The following is a 20,789-nucleotide window of genomic DNA, read 5'->3' as shown; positions in this document are numbered from 1 at the left end:
ATCATGGCTGGCAAAGTTCGAGAAGGCGATGGCGACGATCTGGAACTGAACCACGAAATCAACGTGACACCGTTCATCGATGTTATGCTGGTTCTCCTGATCATCTTCATGGTTGCGGCCCCTCTTGCGACTGTGGACATCAACGTGGATCTGCCTGCGTCGACTGCAACACCTGCACCTCGCCCTGACAAGCCGATCTATGTGACGCTCAAGGAAGATTTATCCATCAGCGTTGGCAACGACACGGTTGCTCGCGAAGGACTGGGGCAAAAGCTTGACGGTGTGTCTGAGCGAAACAAGGATGCGCGGGTCTTTTTGCGGGCTGACAAAATGGTTGGTTACGGTGAATTGATGCGTGTGATGAACCTGCTGCGAGAAGCTGGCTATCTCAAGATTGCGCTGGTCGGCCTTGAAACTGTGGGGGCTGCCTCTGATGGTTCAGCACCAGCCTCTGCGCCGGTTGGTCAGGGAGCACAGTAAATGGACAGATTGCCGCCCGAACATCCCCCCCTTAAAAATGTGGCATCGACGGATAGCCATCATTATTCCTTTTGGCATGATGCAGGGCGTTGGATTGGTGCGGGGATTATCGTCTTAAGTGTACATGCTGCCGGCGCCTATGCGATCAGCATGAATCAGGATGAGGATCAGCCGGATGGCGCGCAGGTTGCTGCCATGGTGGTTGAGTTTGCACCTGAGCCGGAAGCTCCGATGGAAGAAGTGGTGTCCGAAGCACCTCAACAGGAAACGGCTGTAGAGCCTGTCGAAGAGGTTCAACCGGAGCCCGTCGTTGAGGAGATCAAGGAGCCGGAACCAGAGCCGGAGCCTGAAGTGATCAATGAACCGGAAGACGTAATTCCGGATATTGTTGAGGCCCCTAAGCCGGAAGTGGCTGTACCGGCTCCGGTCGAAAAGCCGAAGCCAAAGATTGAAAAGCCTAAGAAAGAGAAGCCTAAGGAAGAGAAGCCAAAGCCGGTCAAGAAAATCGAAAAGCCGAAGCCAAAGCAGGCGGAGAAGGCCAAGGAAACGCGCCAGGCAAGTGCGCCGCGCATGGACGTGGATTCGGGTGCCAAACCCGTTGCCAATCGCCGTGGCGACAACAACGCATCAGCCGGTGTCAGTTCCAATAAGTGGCAGTCGAAACTTTATTCGCACTTGTTGCGTCGCACGCGTTCATTGCAGCGTCAGGCTGGCAGAGGTGTGAAAGGGACGGCACAGGTTGCGTTTGTCGTTGATCCGTCTGGTAATATTCTCTCTGTGAAACTGGCGCGCTCATCGGGCAATCCAACTGTTGATGAACTGGCTGTTCAGGCCACGCGCAACTCATCGCCTGTGCCTGCGCCACCCGCCGCAATTGCAAAGCCGCGGATGCCAATCACGGTGCCAATTCAGTTCAAATAGGCAGCGAAGCGATGTCTTAATAAAAAGCCCACCTGTGAAAACAGGTCGGCTTTTTGATGTGCATGCGTTCGGCCTTATTTTTCTTACGCATTATCCTGCGCAAAAAGCTCACGCACTTTTGCTGGAAATGTTTTATTCAGATGAAAGCGCAACGGCAGGCAACAATCGTGAAGCTTTGCGGGCGGGCAGAAAGCCAAACACGAGGCCGGTGGCAAAGGCACAGGCAAAAGCCAGCAGAACCGGACCTGCGCTATAGCCGATCGTCAGCCCGGCCAGACCTGCAAGCGTTGCGGCGCCCAGGCCCACAAGGACGCCGATAGCGCCTCCGATAGCCGAGACGGTCAGAGCTTCGGTGATGAATTGCAAAAGAATATCGCGGCGGCGCGCGCCCGTTGCCATGCGCACACCAATTTCGCGCGTGCGTTCGGTCACGCTGACCAGCATGATGTTCATCACGCCAATGCCGCCAACCAGCAGTGAGATTGCTGCAACAGATCCGAGAAATATGGTCAGCGTCGACCCCATCGCCGCTGCATCATCACGAATAGAGGACATATTGGTGATCATGGTATCGCGCTGTTTGTGGCGCTGGTCCAGCAATTCCTGAATCTGGTCCTGTGTGGTGTTGATGAGGTCAGAATCTTTCACCTGAACCGTTATGGTGCGCACATATTTCTGGCCGAAAAGCCGTAGATTGCCCGTTGTCAGCGGTACAACCACGACGTCGTCCTGATCTGATCCACCAAAGCCCGCGCCTTTTGATTCCAGCGTGCCAATGACCTGAAACGGTATTTTCTGGATCAGAATATACTGGCCAATCGGGTTTGAACCATCCGGGAACAGCGTTTTCTCGACAGTCTTTCCAATCACAGCAACCGGCGCATAACTCTCCATGTCATGTTCAGTGATGAAGTCGCCGCTTTCGATTTTCCATGACTTTGCGGTCGAGAAAGCCGGAACAGTGCCGTTGGCCTGTGACTGATAATCAATATTTCCACGTCTCAATGTCACACTGCCGGTCACTTCCGGTACGGCCGTTTTCACATTGGGCAATTGCAGGATGGCGTCAGCGTCTTCGGGAACAAGCGTTGCGACCGAGCCGGAGCCGCGAAACCCCGGCATGGATGGCCGGATAAGCACCAGATCGGTCCCCATCGCATTGATGCGATCCAGGATAGAATTTTGTGCGCCTGTGCCGATTGCAAGCATTGTGACAACCGAACTCACCCCAATGATGATGCCAAGCAATGTGAGCACCGTGCGGAAGATGTTGGCGCGCAAGGCCCGCATCGCCATCTTGACCGCTTCTGAAATATCGGCCATGCCTGCGGCACTGTTTGCCGCTAATTGCTGCAGGTTCTGCGGTGCATCGCTGTCAGGCATTTCACGCATGAGCGTATCGGACAGGATTTGTCCATCACGAATCTCGATCAGCCGGTCTGCGCGCTCCGCCACTTCGCGGGCATGGGTGATGACGATGATCGTATGACCCTGTTCATGCATTGCGCGCAGCAGCGCCATCACATCTTCGCCGCTCTGGCTGTCGAGCGCACCTGTCGGTTCATCGGCAAGAATGATGCGTCCGCCATTCATCAGTGCGCGCGCAATCGAAACACGCTGCTGCTGACCGCCAGAGAGCTGATTCGGGCGATGGTCCAGTCGGTCGCCAAGCTTGAGTGAATTCAAAAGTTCGGCTGCACGCGCATGACGCTCTGCTGCAGGCATACCGGCATAAATGGCCGGAACCTCGACATTTTCCTGAGCCGTTGATGTGGCGATGAGATTGTAGCTTTGGAACACGAAGCCGAATGTGCGGCGGCGCAGCGCGGCCAACTCATCCGCATCAAGTGTCGAGACATCTTCACCTTCAAGCCAATATTCACCACCGCTGGGGCTGTCGAGACAGCCCAGAATGTTCATCAGTGTCGACTTGCCTGAACCGGAAGCGCCCTTGATGGCCACGAATTCACCGGCACGAATATCAAGCGTGATGCCATGCAGCACTTCAACGGCAAGGTCGCCATTGTGATAAGTTTTGCGAATATCCTGCAATCTGATGAGGGGCATGTCATTCATCGCTGATTCCATTAGAGCCGCTCCTGTTTTAACGGTCTCGTAGGATCCGCTCTATCTCTTTGTTTTTAAGCATTATCTCACGCAAAACCGCTTCGCACTTTTGCTGGAAATGCTCTAGAAGAACATACCGCCGGACCTGCGGCCACGTGCATTGGAGCCTGCGGTTGCAGATGCTGAGGTGACGATGACCTTGTCGCCTTCTTCAAGACCGTTCTTAATTTCAGCCTGCACGCGGTTGCGAACGCCGACTTCAACAGTGCGTTCTGCCACCGAACCATTTTGATCGACGACCTGAACACTCGTCTGCGGTTTACCTGCACCATCAGGCTTGGCGTGAAGCGCTGCGGTGGGAACAATGAGCACATTGTCTGCGTGATCGAGCACGAAATAGACCTGTGCACTCATATTGATCATGAGTTCGCCGGTTGGATTGGGAACGTCAAACAGCGCATAATAAAGAACGACATTATTGTCAGTCTGAGGCGTTGGTTTGATCTGGCGTAACGTGCCGGTAAAACGCTTGTCCGGCTGGCCGAGAAGTGTGAAATAGACTGGCATTCCGGGCTTTAGCCTGCTGATGTCAGCTTCGGAAACCTGAGCTTCCACGGTCATGACTTTGAGGTCTGCGACCGTTACCACGGTCGGTGCACTCTGCACGGCATTCAGCGTTTCGCCCTCTTTGGTGGTCTGATCAACGACGGTGCCGGTCATAGGGCTGTAAATTTTTGTATAGCCAAGATCGACCTTGTCGCTTGCAAGCTGTGCCTCCTGCTGGCGGATTTGCGCACTCAGGGCTTTGACATCGGCTTCGGCCATGGAAAGGTCGGCATCAGCCTGATCAATCGTCGACTGCGATGCGTTGCGGGTGGCGAGCAGCGAGCGCTGGCGGGCAGCATTGGCTTTCTTGAGCGTAAGCTGTGCCTGTTTGCTTAACAGCTGCGCTTTCAGATTATCGAGCTGGGCGCTGGAAATCTCTACTTTTTTCTCAAAAGGGGAGGGGTCGATTTCGGCAATCAAGTCACCTTGTTTGACTTCATCGCCAACTTCAACCTTCACGCTTTTTAACTGCCCCGAAACTTGCGCGCCGACATTGATGCTGCGCAAAGCGTTGAGTTTACCAACTGCTGTTATCGAATCTTCGATATTTCCACGTTGCACGGTTTCAGCCAGATAAGCGCTTTGCTGGCTGCCGGATTCCCGCCCACTCAGCACATACCAGCCACCACCCAGTACGATCACAGCAATCGGCAGCAGAAGCCAGAAGCGGCTTCGATTGCGCTTTACGCGCTTTTGCTTTGAACCTGTGGAAAGTGAATCGTTGGATTTGAGCACCCGGTAACCTCTGAAAATCAATATCAAACCAGTCTTTGCTGGTTATCTATGTCTACATATTGAGGAATTCATCTTAATTATTTGTCATGCGCCTAATAGCCCCAAAAATGGGTGGCTTGAATCATCATTTAACCCAAGGGTGAACAATAAAAGAAAAGCCGGGGATCCCCGGCTTATTCTCACTTTATATGCCCGATTTATCAGGCTGTGCCGGTTGAACCGAAACCGCCAGCACCGCGGGCTGTTTCGCTGACCTGTGAGCGCTCTTCAATTTTTGGCTGAATGACCGGCGCGAAGACTGCCTGCGCAATGCGCATGCCGCGTTCGATGCGGAAATCTTCGTCACCGAGATTAACAAGAAGCACCTTCACTTCGCCGCGATAGTCGGAATCAATGGTCCCCGGCGTGTTGAGGCAGGTGATGCCATGCTTGAAGGCGAGGCCAGAGCGAGGGCGGATCTGCACTTCATAGCCTTCCGGGATTTCAAAGATGAGGCCGGTTGGTACCAGGGTGCGGCGCCCCGGCAGAAGCACGATCTGGCGATCTTCTGCTACAGCGGCGCGGAGATCCATGCCAGCCGAGCCGGAGGTCTCATAAGCGGGGAGATCAAGGCTTTCCGCATGTTCAAGGCGAATGATGCCGAGCGTTGGTGCTGTCATGAGGGGGCCTTTCCTACGTGAAGTTAAATTGGCGACGCTCATACGTGAAAACACATCAAAGGTGTACCGCCTATTTTTAGTTTTGCAATGATAGTGCGGCACAGGATCATGCTTTTACACCATGAGCTGCCTTTCACGGGAGAATTAATCCCGTTCAAGCGGCACAGCCGTGGTTTCCTTGATCTCTTCCATGACGAAAGAAGCCGACACATCCGACAAAGGAACGCTTGCGATCAGCCGCTGATAGAGCCGGTCATAGGCCTTGACGTCTGAAACGCGCGCTTTGAGCACATAGTCGAGATCGCCGGTCATGCGATAGACGCCAACGATTTCCGGAAAACGGGCCGTGGCGCTGCGAAATTTCCCCAGCCACTCAGGGTCGTGGCTTGATGTGCGAACCAGAATGAAGACGGAAAGGCCGCAACCTGCCATTTCGGCATCGACCAAAGCGACACGCGCCTTGATGACGCCTTCATCTTCCATGCGTTTGACCCGCCGCCAGCAGGCATTGCGGGAAAGATGCACGCGCTCTGAGAGAGAATCAACGGATAGGGTTCCGTCAATTTGCAACTCATTCAAGATTTTTCGATCAATTTCATCCAGTGCGAGCTTCATATTGGGATGATTGTCTCATAAAATGTAAATTATCAAGGATAAATTGAGATTTCATCTCGTTTGCTTTTGCTAAAATGATTTTCCAGAAAGGCGCTTCTGCGCTGCATAAATGGGAACAAATTGCTCGTTGACGGGAGTATTTTCAATGACAACACGTATTACACGGCTTTTTACGGAGCATCCTGAATCCGTAGATGAAACCTATTTTGAGCATATGGCCTTTGCGGGTCGTTTTTCGTTCAAGCTTTTTTGTGCAGCTTTTGCTGCCCTCATTCATGCAATTTTGCCATTTTTGTTCGAGAAGACTGCGAGCACAATTGTTCGCCAGTTGTATGAGCGAACTCATAACCGGGGCCGGTAATCGCCGGATCGAAAATGTGTCGTTGGGCCGCTTATCTTGGACCTGAAACCTATCTGGAAGACATTATATCGTCTCCCTGTCATTCGCTCGTGGCGCAGAGCCACGACGCGCATGAAGCAAAAACACGAACCAATGGCGACGGTTTTGGTGTTGCCTGGTATGGCGAGCGCAGTGAGCCGGGGCTTTATCGGGATATTCTGCCCGCATGGTCCGATCAGAACTTACACAGTCTTGCGCGGCAGATCCGGTCGCGCCTTTTTCTTGCCCATGTCCGCGCATCAACCGGTGGATTGACAAGCCGCTCCAACTGTCATCCCTTCGTTTCAGATCGCTGGAGCTTTATGCATAATGGACAGATCGGCAATTTCGACCGTTTGCGGCGCAGGCTGGAAGGCCATCTGAGCGACGAGGTCTATGCGCAAAAACACGGCGCGACTGATTCGGAGCTGATCTTTCTTCTGATGCTGGAGTTTGGCCTTGATCGAGATCCTGTTCTGGCCATGAAGCGCATGGTTTCAACAATTGTTGAAGACGCCGTGCGCGCGGGTGTGCCGCCATTCCTGCGGCTGACGGCGGCTTTCTCCGATGGCAATCAGCTTTATGCAATCCGTTATGCCACCGATGCCTTTGCGCCGACGCTTTATACGGCCACGCTGGGCAGCGCGTCTGGTATATGCGTTGTATCGGAGCCACTTGATGGGGATGCTGCAAACTGGATGGCCGTGCCGGCAAACAGTTTTGTTACTGTTTCCCGGCAGGGGCGTATTGCGATTGATGCGTTTTTGGAACCCGCTTCGCGGTCTTGTGAGAAGGCCGAGGTCTAGGCACTGCCAATCAATATGCCGGCAGCCAGCACAAGCGCGCCACCGAACACCACCTGAAGGGCTGCGCGGAAGAATGGCGTTTCCATATAGCGGTTCTGGATGAATGCGATGGCCCAGAGTTCGAAGAACACAAGAATTGCTGCGATGCTTGTCGCGGTCCAGAAGTCTTTGATGAGATAGGGCAGGGTGTGGCCAAGGCCGCCGAGTGTCGTCATCACGCCGCAGGAAATGCCGCGCTTGATCGGTGACCCACGGCCTGACAGCTTGCCATCATCATGCACGGCTTCCGTAAAGCCCATCGAAATACCCGCACCCACCGAGGCCGAAAGGCCGACGAGAAATGTCTGCCATGTATCCTGCGTGGCGAAAGCTGCCGCAAAAATCGGCGCGAGAGTGGAGACCGAGCCATCCATCAACCCAGCCAGACCCGGCTGCACATAGGTCAGGATGAACTGTTTCCGCTCAAGTGCGCGTTCTTCGTCCTGCACGGTGTGCGGTGTGAGTTCATTCTCAAGCGATTCAGCTTTTGCTTCGTGCTTTTTTTCCTGCAGTGCAAGGTCGCCCAGCAGCTGGCGTGTCTGCGCGTCGGTGACACGTTTGGCAGCTTCAATATAAAAGCGGTAGGCTTGCTCTTCCATTTGCGCTGCGGCGTCACGCACCTTGTCGATCCCCAGGGGGCGGACAAGCCAGTCGGGTTTGCGCTCATAATAGCCGCTGACATGTTCACGGCGAATGAGCGGAATATTGTCCCCAAAACGGGCGCGGTGTCGCGCAATGAGCGCATCACGATGCTGATGCTCTTCATCAGCCATTTGTTCAAAGATTTTCGCTGACTGCGGAAATTCATCACGCAGGCCGTCAGCGTAGGCCAGATAGATGCGTGCGTCATCTTCCTCCGATGAAATGGCGAGGGCGAGGATCTCCTGTTCGGAGAGTGATTCAAAAGGGCGGCGGCCATTGCTGAAAAATCGACTAATCATTTCTCAAATCCATAGTTTAGAATGGTTCTAAGTAAGGGATTTTTGGGCTGAAAGTCAAGCCTTGCAGCGAAGGCACAATTGGCGCATTAAACCCCGGCCCAATAAAGAGGGCTTCACATCAGCAAACCCGTCAGAAGAGAACGAATTGATGGCATCGACAAACTCCCATACAAGCCCCAATCCCCGCCCGCTAAACCGGCAGGATTTCCGCACCCTTGGCCTTTCTGCATTGGGCGGTGCGCTGGAGTTTTATGATTTTATCATCTTCGTGTTTTTTGCGAGCGTCATTGGTCATTTGTTTTTCCCGCCCGATATGCCTGACTGGCTGGTGCTGATCCAGACTTTTGGCATCTTCGCTGCTGGTTATCTGGTGCGTCCGATTGGTGGCATCGTGCTGGCGCATTTCGGTGATAAATTTGGCCGCAAGCGCGTGTTTGCATTCTCGGTATTTCTGATGTCGATCTCGACCTTGGCGATGGCCTGCCTGCCAACCTATGCAACGCTTGGCGTTGGTGCGCCCATTCTGCTGATCATCTTCCGCATGTTGCAGGGCGCTGCCATCGGTGGCGAAGTGCCCGGCGCATGGACCTTTGTGGCGGAGCATGTCCCCGCCAATCGTGTTGGCATGGCGTGCGGCTTTCTCTGCTCGGGCCTGACACTCGGTATCATGATCGGCTCGCTGATCGCCACCGCCATCAACTGGATTTTCGCGCCGGAAGAACTTGCTGCTTACGCCTGGCGCATACCATTCTTCATCGGTGGTATTTTTGGCCTATTCGCCGTTTATCTGCGCCGCTGGTTGGCTGAAACCCCGATTTTCGCCGAGATGAAGAACAGTCATCTCCTCAAGGACAAGCTGCCGCTTGGCACCGTTCTGCGCAACCACATGCATGGGGTTATCATTTCTGTGCTGCTGACCTGGATTCTGTCGGCTGGCATTGTCGTCACCACGCTGATGACGGCAACTTTCTTGCAAAAACTTTATGGCTACACGCCTTTGCAGTCGCTTGCCGCCACGAGCTTCGGCACGTTGTTTCTGATGTTTGGAACAGTGAGTGCCGGCGCGATCGTTGATCGCATTGGCAGCGGTCGATTCTTTGCCGTTGCAGGCATTTTCTTCGGTATTGCGACTTTCGTGTTCTACACCTATGCGGCAGTTTCTCTGCCTGTTCTGTTTGCGCTTTATGCAGTGATGGGCCTTTCGGTGGGCATGGTTGGCGCGGCCCCTTATGTGATGGTGCGGGCATTTCCGGCGCCAGTGCGCTTCTCGGGCCTGTCGTTTTCCTACAATGTTTCCTATGCGGTTTTCGGTGGTCTGACGCCGGTGATCGTAACCTCGCTTCTGGCGGTCAACCCGATGGCGCATGCCTGGTATCTGGTGTTCATCGCCGCTCTGACCTCTGTGCTTGGCCTCTACCTGATTGCCCGCAGCGATCAGGTTGAAGGGGCTATTGGGCTTGATGATCTGCCTGCCGTTCCACAGGTGAACTGATAAAAAGGGCCGCGAAAGCGGCCCTTTTCTTTGTTTAGTGTACCGCCAGTTTCGCGGTGCCAATTTCCTTATCGTGGACGGCGAAGCGGTCGATCATGTCACTACTTGCTTCATTAAAGCCGATCACAGAAACATCCGTACCGCCAGCACGGTATTTCAAAACAACTTTATCAAGAGCGTCGACTGATGTGATATCCCACAGATGGGCATGACTGACATCAATCGTCACTTTCTTTGCAGGCGTGGAAAAATCGAAAGCCGCAATGAAGCTTTGCGCGGAGGCAAAGAAGATTTGGCCCTGAACGGTGTAGGTGCGCTCGTTTTCATCCTCATTGATGGTTTCGCTTACACGGAACATCTTTGCGACCTTGCCTGCGAAAAATACACCGGAAAGCAGCACGCCAACCAGAACGCCCTTGGCAAGATCATGAGTGGAAACCACTGTTACGACGGTTGCCAGCATGACAATGGAGGAGGATGGCGGGTTGCGGCGCAAATCGAGGATCGAACGCCATGAGAAGGTGCCAATTGACACCATGATCATCACCGCCACGAGGGCTGCCATCGGAATGATCCGCACCAGATCGTCGAGAACGAGAATAAGAAACAGCAGGAAAGAACCAGCAACAAAGGTTGAAAGCCTGCCGCGACCGCCGGATGTGACATTGATCACCGACTGTCCGATCATGGCGCAACCACCCATGCCACCAATCATCGCGGATGCGATATTGCTGGTGCCCTGACCAATGCATTCCTGGCTTTTGTTGCTGGTTGTATCCGTCATGTCATCGACAATCTGGGCGGTCAACAGCGATTCGAGCAGGCCAACGGCTGCAAGCGTGATCGAATAAGGCAGGATGATTTGCAGTGTTTCGAGGGTCAGCGGCACTTGTGGAAGCGCGAAGATCGGCAAAGCCGATGGCAATTCGCCAAGATCACCCACGGTGCGCAGATCCATGCCGGTTGTCCACGCAAGCGTGGTCAAAACCGCGATTGCCACCAGTGGCGATGGGATCACTCTGGTTATGCGCGGAAACAGATAGATGATGGCGAGGCCACCTGCGATCATCCAATATGTCTCGACGGGGACATGGATGAGTTCGGGCAATTGTGCCATGAAAATGAGGATTGCCAAGGCATTGACGAAGCCGGTGATGACGGATCGCGAAACGAAACGCATCAGCCGCCCGACTTTGAGAAAGCCTGCGATGATTTGAAAAAAGCCCATCAGGATCGTGGCTGCAAAAAGATATTGCAACCCATGTTCCTTGACGAGTGAGACCATCACCACAGCCGTTGCAGCGGTCGCAGCAGAGATCATGCCGGGGCGTCCGCCGGTGAAGGCGGAAACACAGGCAATGGCGAAAGAAGCGAAAAGGCCGACTTTGGGATCGACGCCGGCGATAACAGAAAAGCCGATAGCTTCCGGGATAAGAGCGAGTGCTACGACGATACCGGAAAGAATATCGCCGCGAATATTGGAGAACCACTCGCGGCGGTAGGCAGCAAGACGTGTCATTGAATTTTCCGCAAATAGAAAACGGACAGGGATGCCCGAATCAACATGGCCGATTGTAAAAATGGGGATGTTGTTGCGTTGTCTGGCGGATAGGCGGCCAGAAGAGCCACCCGGGCTTTCACCGGGTCCTTGCGAATATGCTTGTATAAACAAAAAAGGCGCAGCAGGGCAATAAGCGGCTGCGTCTTTATTGGATAGCCGTGTTTAGAGTATTTTCTGCATGAAAGTCAGGTCTAGCCAGCGTCCGAATTTCTGGCCGACCTGTTTCAGCGTACCACTATCTTCAAAGCCTTGCGATTTGTGCAGCGCGATTGATGCTGCATTGCCAGATTCGATGCCTGCTACAAGGACATGGACTTTGCGTTCGCGTGCTTCTTCTACAAGCTCTGCCAGAAGTGTGCGTCCAATACCGCCACCGCGTGCATCGCTTGCCACATAAACAGAGAGTTCGGATGAGTGGCGGAAACCTTCAAACAGACGGAATGGGCCATAACTTGCATAGCCAACGACCTGTCCCTCCCGTTCAGCCACCAGAACCGGAAAGCCGTCCCGGTTGCGATTTTCAAGCCATTCGCGGCGGTTTTCCAGATCGACGAGCGTTTCGTTCCAGATGGCAAGCGTGTTCTCGACTGCATCATTATAGATCGCAAGCAGAGCAGGCAGATCAGCTTCACTCGCAAAGCGGATGGTGAGGGACATGTCAGAGGCCTTAATGAATAAGAAAACGGCGGGATTTTTCCCGCCATTTTCGATCACTTTCAAGTGGATAAAAATCAGCCTTGCGCTTTTAACTCCAAACGGCGGCGATGCAGGACTGGCTCGGTGTAGCCATTCGGCTGTTCGCGGCCCTTGAAAACGAGATCACAAGCTGCCTGGAAAGCAATCGACTTATCGAAGTCTACGGCCATCGGACGATAAAGCGGATCGCCTTCATTCTGCTTGTCCACGACAGCTGCCATGCGTTTTAGGGTTTCCATGACTTGCGCTTCTGAAACCACGCCATGATAGAGCCAGTTGGCGATATGCTGTGCCGAAATACGCAGCGTGGCACGGTCTTCCATCAGGCCAACATTGTTAATGTCCGGCACTTTCGAGCAGCCTACGCCCTGATCAACCCAGCGCACGACATAACCGAGAATGCCTTGCGCATTGTTGTCGATCTCGTGCTGGATGTCTTCCGGCGTCCAGTTTGGACGGCTTGCGACCGGCACGGACAGAATGTCGTCGAGCTTGGCACGTGGGCGACTTTTCAGTTTCTCCTGAACTGCTGCCACATCAACCTGATGATAATGGGTTGCGTGGAGCGTTGCTGCGGTTGGCGATGGCACCCATGCGGTGTTCGCTCCAGCCTTCGGATGGGCGATTTTCTGTTCGAGCATGGCGGCCATCAGGTCCGGCATCGCCCACATGCCCTTGCCGATCTGCGCATGGCCAGAAAGGCCGCATTCAAGACCGATGTCGACATTCCACTGTTCATAAGCGCCGATCCAGGCGGCCTGCTTCATGTCGCCTTTGCGGATCATCGGGCCAGCTTCCATCGAGGTGTGGATTTCGTCGCCGGTGCGATCAAGGAAGCCGGTATTGATGAAAACGACGCGTTCTTTCGCGGCGCGGATTGCTTCCTTGAGGTTAACCGTGGTGCGGCGCTCTTCATCCATGATGCCGATTTTCAGTGTGTTCGGCTTCATGCCAAGCAGCTCTTCGGTGCGGGTGAAGATTTCATTGGCAAATGCCACTTCCTCCGGTCCGTGCATCTTTGGCTTGACGATATAGACCGAGCCTTCGCGCGAATTCAGATGGCGACCGTTCGGGCCAATGTCATGCAGTGCAATCAGGCTCGTGAAAGCGGCATCCATGATGCCTTCCGGCACTTCATGGCCGTCGGCATCAATGATCGCCGGATTGGTCATCAGGTGGCCGACATTGCGCACCAGCATCAGCGAACGGCCCTTGAGGGTAAGGTCGGAACCATCAGGCGTTTTATAGCTGCGGTCGCCATTGAGGCGGCGCGTCATCTGCTTGCCGTTCTTCTCGAACGTGTCTTCAAGCTTGCCATTCATCAGGCCGAGCCAGTTGCGATAAACCGCAACCTTGTCTTCCGCATCGACGGCCGCAATCGAATCTTCGCAATCCTGAATCGTGCTGATAGCCGACTCCAGAACCATGTCTGCGATATGTGCCGGGTCGGTCTTGCCGATCGGGCTGTCCGCATTGATGACGATATCGACATGCATGTTGTTCTTGGCCAAGAGCACATTGGTGGGTGCGCTTTCATCGCCATTATAGCCTTTGAACTGACTGCCGTCCTTCAAGGCGGTGGCTGAGCCATCGGCAAGCGTTACAGCGAGTTTGCCGTCCTTGACGGAAAGGCCGGTGACGTTGGCCCATTTGCCCGCATTGAGCGGTGCGCTTTCATCGAGAAAATTCTTGGCCCATGCGATGACTTTTTCGCCGCGCTTCGGGTTGTAGCCTTTGCCTTTTTCCGCGCCGTCCTCTTCGGAGATCGCATCGGTGCCGTAAAGCGCGTCATAGAGCGAACCCCAGCGTGCATTGGCGGCGTTGAGCGCATAGCGTGCATTCATGACCGGAACGACAAGCTGCGGCCCTGCAATATGCATGATTTCCGGGTCGACATTGGCAGTCGAAACCTTGAATTCTCCGCCTTCCGGCAGGAGGTAGCCGATATCTTTCAGGAATTTCTGGTAGTCGGCCTGCGAATAGCCTTTGTCGCGATTGTCCTTGTACCAGGCATCGATCTTGGCCTGCATGTCGTCGCGCTTTTTGAGGAGGGCGCGATTCTTCGGTGCGAGATCGCGGATGATGGCGGCGAAGCCCTTCCAGAAGGCGTCTGGTTCAACGCCTGTGCCGGGTGCGGCTTCGCTTTCCAGAAACTCCACCAGTTCAGGGGCAACGCGCAAGCCTTCTATCTCAACGTAATGACCGGCTTTCTGAGAAACCATGGCTCTGCCTCCTTCAAATAAAAAAACACTGCCAGTATCTTTCAACACCAGCCATTAAGATGTCTTTGAACCGCTTTAGCGCGCTTTCGTCAATCAGCGTGCGGGCACATCATTTGTGACGCTGCGGCGAAAATGAATTACAAGCTCAGGGTGCGTTTAATCTGATCAGGAGTCCAGCCCTGTTCGCGCAGGCTGCTGAGTGCCGTATCCTTGCGGCTTTTGGATAGTTTCAGACCATCATCGCCCAGCACAAGCTCGTGATGATGATAAAGCGGTTCCGGCAAGCCCAGAAGCTTCTGCAGAAGCCTGTGCACAGATGTTGCATGAAACAGGTCGCGCCCGCGGACAATATGCGTGATGCCTTGCAACGCATCATCCACCACGACGGAAAGATGATAGCTCGTAGGTGTGTCTTTACGGGCAATCACCACGTCGCCCCATTGTGCAGGATCGGCGATAAGGTGGCCGGTCTCACCGTCCGGGCCTTGGCCGCTTTCATTCCAGAACAGCGCTTCGCCAGCCATGTCGAGCGCTTTCTCCATATTGAGCCGCCACGCATAGGGCGCACCGGAAACGATGCGTTGCATCTGTTCCTTGTCGCTCATCTCCCGTTCGCCTTGCGGATAAAGCGGTGTGCCGTCCGGATCGGACGGCCAGTCCTGGCCCTTGGCATGCGCTTCGCCGATAATCGCGCGCACCTCGGTGCGGCTCAGAAAGGCGGGGTAGACGAGGCCCTTATCTGCAAGCTTGGTCAGCGCATTGCGATATTCGCTAAAATGCTCCGACTGGCGGCGCACTGGCTGTTCCCATTCAAGCCCGAGCCAGTGAAGATCATCATAGATGCCCTGTTCGAGCACTGGCGTGCAGCGGGCGGTGTCGATGTCTTCCATGCGAAGCAGAAAGCGTCCTTCGCTTATCCGTGCCATTTGTGCATTGAGAAGTGCAGAATAGGCGTGGCCAAGGTGTAACTGACCATTGGGGCTGGGAGCAAAGCGAAAAACAGGTTTTGTCATGTTGATGTCAGTTGATTGTCATTTGACGGTATTGGTACTTTGCGCGCGTGTGAAAAGAAAGGCCTGACAATGCGGCGGATCGATACATTGGACGATATTGAAGCCGGGCTTGAAGCGCTGGTGTTAGCCGACGCACGGCTAATCGATATCCGAGGCCGTTCTCATGCCGTGCCGCTGCGCAGGTCTCAGCCGGGCTTTGAAAGCCTCGCCTCGATCATCGTTGCACAACAGGTTTCAACAGCCAGTGCGAGTGCCATATGGGCGCGATTCAAGCAGGTGATCGATCCGATGACACCGGAAGCTTATATCGCAGGTGGGGAAGAGGCATGGCGTTTTGCTGGGCTTTCACGACCGAAACAGAGAACGCTGTTTGCCTTGAGCGAAGCCTTGGCAGAAGGGGCAATCGACCTGTATGGGCTGTGCGATCTGCCTGCCGAAGAAGCGATCAAGGCGTTGACCGCTATTAAGGGCATCGGCCCCTGGACGGCTGAAGTCTATCTGCTGTTTGCTGCTGGTCATCCTGATGTGTTTCCGGCGGGCGATGTGGCGCTGCAAACGGCTGTCGGTCACGCTTTCGCGCATGAAATGAGACCTGATGCGGCGGCTCTTCGTCTGCTTGCGGAAGACTGGGCGCCATGGCGCGGCGTGGCAGCGCGTTTGTTCTGGGCATATTACGCCGCAATCAAGGGACGCGAAGCTGCGCCTCTTCTGTAAATCTTGCGTGTTTCCGGGGTGATAAACGCGTTTCCGCTTCACAATCCTGTCACGTCGGGATTACATTATTCGCATCAGGTGAATGACGGTATTTCGATTCGCAGAAACTTGATCTCCTGCCTATCGCGCTGCCGCTTTCACAAAGCTGGAGCGTTGTAGGTTGCGCCCATAACGGGTGCGGGGCGCTTCGGTGAAGAGCGCAGTTCCGCATGGAAAGCCATTCGCACTTTTCCTTTCGGAGTTGCTCTGAAGGAGGTGTGCCCTTGAATGTAGCCGTCTCTCCCCGAACCGTTTCGAGCAGTGGTTTGCCTGCTCTGGTTCTCAATGCGGACTATCGGCCGCTCAGCTATTACCCTTTGTCGCTCTGGTCCTGGCAGGATGCGATCAAGGCAGTCTTTCTTGAACGCGTGCATATCGTGGCGGAATATGATCAGGTCGTATCTTCGCCATCGTTTTCCATGCGTTTGCCGAGTGTGATTTGCCTGAAAGAATATGTAAAGCCGCCGCGTCATCCGGCGTTTACGCGCTTCAATCTGTTTCTGCGTGATCGTTTTGAATGTCAGTATTGCGGCTCTCCGCATGATCTGACCTTTGATCACGTTACCCCGCGTTGCCATGGCGGCGAGACGACGTGGGAAAATGTTGTCGCCGCGTGCTCCCCTTGCAATCTGCGCAAAGGCGGGTTGATGCCAGCTCAAGCACATATGTGGCCGCGTCAGAAGCCGGTCATGCCGAGCGTGCAGGATCTGCACAAAAATGGCCGTCTTTTCCCACCCAACCATCTTCATGAAAGCTGGCTCGATTTTCTGTATTGGGATGTCGAACTGGAGCCTTAGTGTCTGCTCCAAAAGTCGCCATGCCGGTCTGCAAATGGCAATTTGTCTACGTTCCGATGCTCATGCACCCAAAATTATATTTCGCTTCGGCATTCGAGAACCACCATTTTCGCCATGGCCTGCCGCTTTTTGATTCGGATCCCAGAAAGAACAACTTCCTCAGAATTCCCTCTTACTTTCCACCTTTTGCAAAAGCGCCGTAGTAGCCAATCGCTGCAAAAAGCAGGCTTGCGACCACGTTCCATCCTGCAAATGACAGGCCGAGAAAGAAGCCCGGTGCGCTGTCACATGCAGGCGGGCGGGTCGCGTTGAGATCGCCGAGCAGATTGCCGGCATCCAGCGTGAGCTTCATGGTGGCTGCGCTGCAATCAGCCGGACCCGGCCAGTATTTGAGTTCGACACCGGTGTGATAGATGGCAAGCGCAAGGCCAAAGGTCATCAGCAGTGCGCCAATCAGGATCAGACCGCGCGTGAGAACCGGAGGCCATTTCAATCCATAAGAAACCCAGGCTGCGGCCAGAACCGGAACGCCGATATAATAAGGCGTGCGTTCTTCAAGGCAGAGTTTGCAGGGCATGAAACCAGCCAGATGCTCGAAGCCCAAAGCCGTTCCGACTGTTGCAGCCATTCCGACTGCCATGATGCCTGCGGTCCAAGACTGAATTTTGCCAACCGGCTTGTTAAGTGCAAATGTCATATGAAATTTCCTGCGCCATGCTGGCCTTATTTCTTTAGCCTAAAATACTGCTTCGCCTCCAAGCAATTAAATTTGACCGGCTTGAGGCAAAATCAGGCGTTCAGATATTTAATCCCGACGAAGAGCACGATCAGCAAAACAGCAACGAGACCAGCCAGCAGGCCGAGACGCTTTTCGATAAATTCGCGGATCGGTTCACCATAACGCTTCAACAGCCATGCGAGGAAGAAGAATCGTGCGCCGCGCGCAATGATCGCGGATGCAATGAACAACCAGATATTGATGCCTGCCGCGCCGGAGAGGATGGTGACAACCTTGATCGGCGGCAGATGCGCGAGGCCTGATGTGATGAGCATCAGCAGAATCATGTCGGCGCTGGTCGTTCCGCGCATTTGCTCGAAGGTGTCGAGCTTGCCATACATTTCAAGCACAGGCTTTGCGACCTGCTCATAGGCATGATAGCCCAAATACCAGCCTGCTATGCCGCCAAGAACGGAAAAGATGGTTGCGACGAGCGCGTAACGATAGGCCCGTTCCGGGCGCGCAAGCGCCATCGGAAGAAAGAGCACATCGGCGGGCACCAGAAATACCGAGCTTTCTATAAAGGCGATGAAGGCGAGCCAGTATTCGGCGGACTTTCGGGCAGCAAGCGAGATCGTCCAGTCATAGAGTCGGCGCAGCATGAAAATTTCCGGATTTTTTAAGGGGGCAAACACCCAGGGATTATTTGCACCGTCTATAATAAAAAAAGGCGGCGCGAACAATGCGCGCCACCCTTTTAAAGTCGTGTTTGCTGATTTTTATCGTTTGTAAGCGCTGCAAATATATTTGGTTTCGAGATATTCCTCGATGCCATATTTCGAGCCTTCGCGACCGAGCCCCGACTGTTTTACACCACCAAATGGTGCGACTTCGTTGGAGATAAGGCCGGTGTTGTGTCCAACCATGCCATACTCCAGGCCTTCGCTGACGCGGGTCGCGCGGCTGAAGTTCTCCGTATAGAAGTAAGCGGCCAGACCGAAGATCGTATCGTTGGCAGCCGCGATCACTTCTTCTTCCGTGTCGAAGGCAAAGAGCGGTGCAAGCGGGCCAAAGGTTTCTTCCTTGGCAACAAGCATATCCGAGGTAACGCCTGTCAGAATGCCCGGTTCAAAGAACAGTCCACCCAGTTCCTTGCCGCCTGCAATAAGCTTTGCACCTTTTGAAACCGCATCTTCAATATGCGCTTTGACCTTGGTGATGGCCTTTTCTTCGATCATCGGGCCGATGACGACGCCCGGCTCGGTGCCATTGCCGACTTTTAATTCTTTCACTTTAAGCGCCAGCTTTTCAGCAAACGTGTCGTAAACGCCGCGCTGAACATAGATGCGGTTGGCGCAAACACAGGTCTGCCCGGCATTGCGGTATTTGGAAAGCATCGCGCCGTCCACAGCCGCATCGATGTCGGCATCGTCGAACACGATGAAAGGTGCGTTGCCGCCAAGCTCAAGTGAGATGCGCTTGATGGTCGGTGCGCATTGCGCCATCAGCAGGCGACCAACTTCGGTCGAGCCGGTGAAGGAAAGCTTGCGGACAATGTCATTGCTGGTGAGTTCGGCGCCGATGTCGCGGGCCTTGCCGGTCACGATCTGCAGAACGCCTGCCGGGATTCCAGCCTTTTCCGCCAGAACGCCAAGCGCAAGCGCGGTGAGTGGGGTGAGATCGGCAGGCCGGACGATCATCGTGCAGCCAGCTGCCAGTGCGGGCGCTGCCTTTCGCGTAATCATTGCCGCCGGGAAGTTCCATGGCGTGATTGCCGCCGTCACACCGACCGGCTGACGGATCACGGTCAGGCGCTGGCCGGGCTGTGTGGCCGGAATGGTGTCGCCATAGACGCGCTTGGCTTCTTCTGCGAACCATTCAATGAAAGAGGCCGCATAAAGAACTTCACCACGCGCCTCAGCGAGCGGCTTGCCCTGTTCCGATGTCATGATAAGGGCAATGTCATCTGCATTGGCAATGATCAGGTCAAACCATTTGCGTAAGATTCCAGCGCGCTCTTTGGCGGTCTTTGCAGCCCAACCCGGCAGCGCCTTGTTCGAAGCGTTGATTGTCTCTTTAATAGTGTCGACAGAGAGGGAGGGAACGGTGCCAATGACGGAGCCATCGACCGGATTGGTGACGTCAATAGTTTTTCCGTCTGCTGCGTCTATCCAGTTTCCATCCACAAGACATTGCGATTTAAGCAGTGAGGGGTCTTTTAAAGCGAGCATATCTGATATTCCATCCCAGTCTTGAAGAACCAAGCTGTTCAGTATATTGAACAGCTTACGATATATTGAATTAAACAGGCCGTGACGGATAAAGTCAATCGGTCAGTCAGGTTAGCGGCTAAGCATATGGATAAAACGGTGAGCGACGACGAGAGTTCCCTGAAGCTGGTTCCGGCTGTGGTTCGGGCTTCGCAAATTCTGGATCAGATTGCGCAGGCAAATCAATCCGGCAGAGAAGGGCTGAAGCTCTCGGATATTGCGCGCCAGACCGGATTGCCCAAAAGCAGTGTGCATGGCCTGTGCCAGACAATGGTTCATCTTAAATTGCTGAAGCTTAATCGTGATGGCAGTTTTACCACGGGGCCGCATTCCGTTCGCTGGGCGAATAGCTTCCTTGCCGGAAGTGATATTGTGGATGCGTTTCATGAGGCCGTGGCAGAAGCAGAAGGGCTTGATCCTTATACATTGACGCTTTCGCACCTTGAAGGTCCGGAAGTCATTTATCTCTCTTGCCGTGACTCGTCTGCGCCGCTTGGCATTACGTTCCGCATTGGGATGCGTGTGCCAGCTGTGTTTACCGCGACCGGAAAGGCGATGCTGTCTTCGATGTCCCCACAGGAGTTGACGCGTCATCTTCCTTCTGAGTGGCCCAAGCCCATTACACCTTCAAGCGTTCAATCCTTGAGGGCGTTCGAAGCAGAGATGGCTGTGGTGAAGAAGAAGGGCTATTCGCTTGATGACGGTCAGTTGCGTGAAGGTATGTTTTGTATCGGTGCCGCGATCTGTGATCGTCCAAATCATCCTGTGGCCGGGATTGCTCTTTCTATGATGGCCGCAGAGGCGCGGCCGGAGATTATTGAGACGATGGGCGGGCGGGTGCGCGCATTGGCGGACTGCGTTGCTGAGCGTATGGGTTGGCTGCTCGCACCGTCGCGTTAAGTGCCATATTGATTTGGTATAGAGTTGGGATGTTTTAAATTGTTTCTGTTTGGTAAAAATGGATTGTTTTGCCTGTGGAAAGAAAAGTTATCATTTTTGCGGATTATGCGTTGACAGTT

Annotated in this window: 20 protein-coding genes and 1 other annotated feature; of the genes, 8 read left to right on the top strand and 12 right to left on the bottom strand. The window is 54.2% G+C overall.

Translation table 11 applies throughout. The annotated features are described in order from the left end of the window. Positions 1 to 3 precede the first annotated feature (3 nt). Positions 4 to 480, top strand: coding sequence for a TonB system transport protein ExbD (gene exbD / locus ABE527_RS10740; protein WP_265984791.1), 477 nt, complete (start codon positions 4 to 6; stop codon positions 478 to 480). Beyond that, on the top strand, positions 481 to 1,401 hold the full coding sequence (locus tag ABE527_RS10735) for an energy transducer TonB family protein (RefSeq protein WP_499696920.1): 921 nt from the start codon (positions 481 to 483) through the stop codon (positions 1,399 to 1,401). A gap of 132 nt (positions 1,402 to 1,533) precedes the next feature. Here ABE527_RS10735 and ABE527_RS10730 read toward each other — a convergent pair whose 3' ends face one another. The 4 genes from ABE527_RS10730 to ABE527_RS10715 all read right to left on the bottom strand — a co-directional run bounded on the left by ABE527_RS10730 (position 1,534) and on the right by ABE527_RS10715 (position 6,083). Then, complete coding sequence (locus ABE527_RS10730) at positions 1,534 to 3,477, bottom strand: MacB family efflux pump subunit (protein WP_499696919.1); 1,944 nt, start codon at positions 3,475 to 3,477, stop codon at positions 1,534 to 1,536. A 114-nt stretch (positions 3,478 to 3,591) separates the two neighbouring features. Continuing rightward, entirely contained in the window at positions 3,592 to 4,809 is a 1,218-nt protein-coding gene (locus tag ABE527_RS10725) for an efflux RND transporter periplasmic adaptor subunit (protein WP_499696918.1), read from the bottom strand. A 200-nt stretch (positions 4,810 to 5,009) separates the two neighbouring features. After that, positions 5,010 to 5,468, bottom strand: a complete 459-nt coding sequence (gene dut, locus ABE527_RS10720) for a dUTP diphosphatase (protein ID WP_499694478.1) — start codon at positions 5,466 to 5,468, stop codon at positions 5,010 to 5,012. 144 nt (positions 5,469 to 5,612) lie between these two features. Next, positions 5,613 to 6,083, bottom strand: a complete 471-nt coding sequence (locus ABE527_RS10715; RefSeq protein WP_499696917.1) for an Lrp/AsnC family transcriptional regulator — start codon at positions 6,081 to 6,083, stop codon at positions 5,613 to 5,615. 145 nt (positions 6,084 to 6,228) lie between these two features. On the opposite strand from ABE527_RS10715, the gene ABE527_RS10710 reads away from it, so the two are divergent. Both ABE527_RS10710 and ABE527_RS10705 read left to right on the top strand, forming a co-directional pair. Continuing rightward, positions 6,229 to 6,444 (top strand): DUF6356 family protein, encoded by a 216-nt coding sequence (locus ABE527_RS10710; RefSeq protein WP_140021890.1) that lies wholly within the window; start codon positions 6,229 to 6,231, stop codon positions 6,442 to 6,444. A 14-nt stretch (positions 6,445 to 6,458) separates the two neighbouring features. Beyond that, positions 6,459 to 7,268, top strand: a complete 810-nt coding sequence (locus ABE527_RS10705; RefSeq protein WP_265984762.1) for a class II glutamine amidotransferase — start codon at positions 6,459 to 6,461, stop codon at positions 7,266 to 7,268. Here the strand turns inward: ABE527_RS10705 and mbfA are convergent. After that, the gene (gene mbfA, locus ABE527_RS10700) at positions 7,265 to 8,248 is read right to left on the bottom strand and encodes an iron exporter MbfA (RefSeq protein WP_396998128.1); all 984 of its coding nucleotides are present in this window, start codon (positions 8,246 to 8,248) and stop codon (positions 7,265 to 7,267) included. The genes ABE527_RS10705 and mbfA overlap by 4 nt on opposite strands. A gap of 148 nt (positions 8,249 to 8,396) precedes the next feature. Between mbfA and ABE527_RS10695 the strand changes: the two genes are divergently transcribed. After that, positions 8,397 to 9,740 (top strand): MFS transporter, encoded by a 1,344-nt coding sequence (locus ABE527_RS10695; RefSeq protein WP_499696916.1) that lies wholly within the window; start codon positions 8,397 to 8,399, stop codon positions 9,738 to 9,740. Positions 9,741 to 9,774: 34 nt separating this feature from the next. Here the strand turns inward: ABE527_RS10695 and ABE527_RS10690 are convergent, their stop codons facing one another. The 4 genes from ABE527_RS10690 to gluQRS all read right to left on the bottom strand — a co-directional run bounded on the left by ABE527_RS10690 (position 9,775) and on the right by gluQRS (position 15,232). Beyond that, a complete protein-coding gene (locus ABE527_RS10690; RefSeq protein ID WP_499696915.1) occupies positions 9,775 to 11,259 on the bottom strand; it encodes a SulP family inorganic anion transporter in 1,485 nt (494 codons plus the stop codon). Between the two features lie 76 nt (positions 11,260 to 11,335). After that, positions 11,336 to 11,391, bottom strand: a sequence feature (sul1 is cis-regulatory element that is thought to sense ions involved in sulfur or methionine metabolism; They are found in Alphaproteobacteria). Between the two features lie 72 nt (positions 11,392 to 11,463). Beyond that, positions 11,464 to 11,958 carry a GNAT family N-acetyltransferase gene (locus tag ABE527_RS10685; protein WP_499696914.1) on the bottom strand — a complete coding sequence of 165 codons (495 nt, stop codon included), beginning with the start codon at positions 11,956 to 11,958 and terminating at the stop codon, positions 11,464 to 11,466. 74 nt (positions 11,959 to 12,032) lie between these two features. Beyond that, a complete protein-coding gene (locus ABE527_RS10680) occupies positions 12,033 to 14,219 on the bottom strand; it encodes a malate synthase G (protein WP_499696913.1) in 2,187 nt (728 codons plus the stop codon). A gap of 137 nt (positions 14,220 to 14,356) precedes the next feature. Continuing rightward, a complete protein-coding gene (gene gluQRS / locus ABE527_RS10675; protein WP_499696912.1) occupies positions 14,357 to 15,232 on the bottom strand; it encodes a tRNA glutamyl-Q(34) synthetase GluQRS in 876 nt (291 codons plus the stop codon). Between the two features lie 69 nt (positions 15,233 to 15,301). On the opposite strand from gluQRS, the gene ABE527_RS10670 reads away from it, so the two are divergent. Together ABE527_RS10670 and ABE527_RS10665 are read left to right on the top strand one after the other, a co-directional pair. Beyond that, complete coding sequence (locus ABE527_RS10670) at positions 15,302 to 15,946, top strand: DNA-3-methyladenine glycosylase family protein (protein WP_499694581.1); 645 nt, start codon at positions 15,302 to 15,304, stop codon at positions 15,944 to 15,946. Between the two features lie 263 nt (positions 15,947 to 16,209). After that, the gene (locus tag ABE527_RS10665) at positions 16,210 to 16,782 is read left to right on the top strand and encodes an HNH endonuclease (RefSeq protein WP_026070265.1); all 573 of its coding nucleotides are present in this window, start codon (positions 16,210 to 16,212) and stop codon (positions 16,780 to 16,782) included. Between the two features lie 172 nt (positions 16,783 to 16,954). Here ABE527_RS10665 and ABE527_RS10660 read toward each other — a convergent pair whose 3' ends face one another. From ABE527_RS10660 to ABE527_RS10650, 3 genes are all read right to left on the bottom strand, one after another. Continuing rightward, entirely contained in the window at positions 16,955 to 17,479 is a 525-nt protein-coding gene (locus tag ABE527_RS10660; protein WP_499696911.1) for a disulfide bond formation protein B, read from the bottom strand. Positions 17,480 to 17,571: 92 nt separating this feature from the next. Continuing rightward, the gene (locus ABE527_RS10655; RefSeq protein ID WP_019186284.1) at positions 17,572 to 18,162 is read right to left on the bottom strand and encodes a YqaA family protein; all 591 of its coding nucleotides are present in this window, start codon (positions 18,160 to 18,162) and stop codon (positions 17,572 to 17,574) included. Positions 18,163 to 18,279: 117 nt separating this feature from the next. Next, positions 18,280 to 19,731: an NAD-dependent succinate-semialdehyde dehydrogenase gene (locus ABE527_RS10650; RefSeq protein ID WP_499696910.1), complete on the bottom strand. Its 1,452-nt coding sequence runs from the start codon at positions 19,729 to 19,731 to the stop codon at positions 18,280 to 18,282. A 126-nt stretch (positions 19,732 to 19,857) separates the two neighbouring features. On the opposite strand from ABE527_RS10650, the gene ABE527_RS10645 reads away from it, so the two are divergent. Then, the gene (locus ABE527_RS10645; RefSeq protein WP_499694468.1) at positions 19,858 to 20,670 is read left to right on the top strand and encodes an IclR family transcriptional regulator; all 813 of its coding nucleotides are present in this window, start codon (positions 19,858 to 19,860) and stop codon (positions 20,668 to 20,670) included. The last annotated feature ends 119 nt before the right edge of the window (positions 20,671 to 20,789 follow it).

The sequence above is a fragment of the Brucella sp. TWI432 genome (genome assembly GCF_039674445.1).
Classification (GTDB): domain Bacteria; phylum Pseudomonadota; class Alphaproteobacteria; order Rhizobiales; family Rhizobiaceae; genus Brucella; species Brucella chromiisoli.
This window is presented reverse-complemented; position numbering and strand designations above follow the sequence as displayed.